At 67.3% G+C, this 1,511-nt stretch carries 1 protein-coding gene; it reads left to right on the forward strand.

What is annotated here, in order from left to right; genetic code table 11:
* Positions 1-120: 120 nt before the first annotated feature.
* The gene (locus ACFO3Q_RS16790) at positions 121-1,488 is read left to right on the forward strand and encodes an IS5 family transposase (RefSeq protein ID WP_246416807.1); all 1,368 of its coding nucleotides are present in this window, start codon (positions 121-123) and stop codon (positions 1,486-1,488) included.
* Positions 1,489-1,511: the final 23 nt, after the last annotated feature.

Consider the following 1,511-nt stretch of genomic DNA (forward strand, 5'->3'; position numbering starts at 1 on the left):
GTCGGCCCTGAAGAACCCCTCATAGCCAGCAGCCATGCGGCCTGTGGCGCCGAGGGGTCGTGTTGAGTTTGCCGGGAACGGATAATCTCCCCCGCGATTCCTTGCAGATTCGGATACCCGATGCGCCGCCGCTCGACGCCCGCCGAGGACCCGACGGTCCGTCCCGATGACTTGTTCCGGGCCCGCCTGGAAACCCAGATCGACCTGCGTCATCCGCTGGCCCGGCTGGCCTGCCGCATGCCCTGGACGGCGCTGGAGGAAGCGCTTTCGTGCACGTTGCCCGCGCCCACCGTGAGCGGCGGCGGGCGACCGGCGTTGCCGGTTCGGCTGATGGCCGGTCTGCTCTACCTCAAACATGCCTACGACCTGTCGGACGAGGCGGTGTGCGAGCGTTGGCTGGAGAACCCGTACTGGCAGTTCTTCACCGGCGAGGAATTCTTCCAGACCCGGCTGCCGTGCGACCCCAGTTCGCTGGTGCGCTGGCGCAAGCGTCTGGGCGAGGCGGGCATGGAGGAGTTGCTGGCCCAGACGATTGCCGCTGCGCGCTCGATGAAGGCGGTGAAGGCACGGGACCTGGAACGGGTGATCGTGGACAGCACCGTGCAGGAGAAGGCGGTGGCGTACCCGACCGACAGCCGACTATTGGAGGCGGGCCGCCGCAAGCTGGTGCTCCTGGCCAAGCGCCACGGCATTGCGCTGCGGCAGAGCTACGAACGGGAAGGGCCCACGCTCCGTCGCCGTGCTGGCGGCTATGCACACGCCAAGCAGTTCAAGCGGATGCGCCGTGTGCTGCGTCGCCAGCGCACGGTACTGGGCCGGGTGATTCGCGACATCGAACGCAAGCTGGCCGATGCCGGAGAGGCGGCCAAAGCGGCACTTGGGACGTGGCTGGATCGCGCCAAGCGGCTGCATGCGCAGCGTCCGAAGGACAAGGGCAAGCTGTACGCATTGCATGCCCCGGAGGTGGAGTGCATAGGCAAGGGGAAGTCGCGACAGCCGTACGAGTTCGGGGTGAAGGTCGGCCTGGCGGTGACCGCCAGGCAGGGCTTGATCGTCGGGGCCCGCAGTTTTCCCGGCAATCCGTACGACGGCGACACGCTGGCCGAGCAGTTGGAGCAGGCCGAGATCGTGAGCGGCTGCAAGCCGAAGGTGGCGATTGTGGATCTTGGCTACCGGGGCCGCGAAGTGGCGGGCGTGGAGATCCTGCATCGAGGCAAGCCCAAGCGCCTGACCCGAAGCCAATGGCGCTGGGTGAAGCGTCGCCAGGCGATCGAACCGATCATCGGCCACGTCAAGGACGACTGTGGCCTGCGCCGCTGCTGGCTGAAGGGCGCGCAAGGGGACGCCATGCACGCGGTCCTGTGCGCGGCGGGCTACAACCTGCGCTGGCTGATGCGCTGGATCGCGGCTTTTTGTGCCTGGATGCTGGGGGCGTTGATTTCGCTCATCACGGCTGGATCGCAGCCAACGGTACCCGCACGGGGATGAGAGGCGGATTCTTCAGGGCCGAC

This window comes from Coralloluteibacterium thermophilum (assembly GCF_042654365.1).
In the GTDB taxonomy this organism is placed as follows: domain Bacteria; phylum Pseudomonadota; class Gammaproteobacteria; order Xanthomonadales; family Xanthomonadaceae; genus Coralloluteibacterium; species Coralloluteibacterium thermophilum.

Excerpts from the sequence above, each read along its gene's own strand:
- ACFO3Q_RS16790 (WP_246416807.1), top strand. The coding sequence starts at position 121 with ATGCGCCGCCGCTCGACGCCCGCCGAGGACCCGACGGTCCGTCCCGAT.